2 pseudogenes are annotated in these 397 nt (G+C 80.6%); both read right to left on the minus strand.

Features of this window, described 5'->3' with window-relative positions:
* Positions 1–203, minus strand: a pseudogene (locus LPA54_RS41190) (ABC transporter permease); the annotation flags it as partial.
* Positions 200–397: pseudogene (locus LPA54_RS41195) on the minus strand (ABC transporter ATP-binding protein); the annotation flags it as partial. The pseudogenes LPA54_RS41190 and LPA54_RS41195, both read right to left, overlap by 4 nt.

The raw sequence follows: 397 nt of genomic DNA on the forward strand, positions 1-397 counted from the left end.
CACGCACAGGCGTTGTACGCCTTCCACGCCGCCGCCGACGCATCCGTGAGCGGCCCGCCGAGCCACACCAGCGCCGCCGCGGTCAGCAGGACCAGCGTGCCGCCGCAGATCAGGGCCGGGCGGTGCAGCCGGGCCAGCCAGCGCCACTGGCGGGGGGCGCGGGCGGCGGCGGGGGCGGCCGGGGTGGTGAGGGCGGCGGTCATGCGGCGGCCTCCGTGGTCTCGGGCGCGGGTGCCAGGGCGGGGGCCGTGGGGCGGCGCCGGTAGGAGAGGACGAGGTCCTCCAGGGACGGCTCCCCGGTGCGCCAGACGGCGGGCAGCGGGCCGGCCGGGCGGATCAGGGCGCCGAGCGGGCGGCCGGTGGTGCGGGACTCGACGACGTCGTGCGGGGCGAGGTC

This window comes from Streptomyces sp. DH12, from assembly GCF_020873895.1.
In the GTDB taxonomy this organism is placed as follows: Bacteria; Actinomycetota; Actinomycetes; order Streptomycetales; family Streptomycetaceae; genus Streptomyces.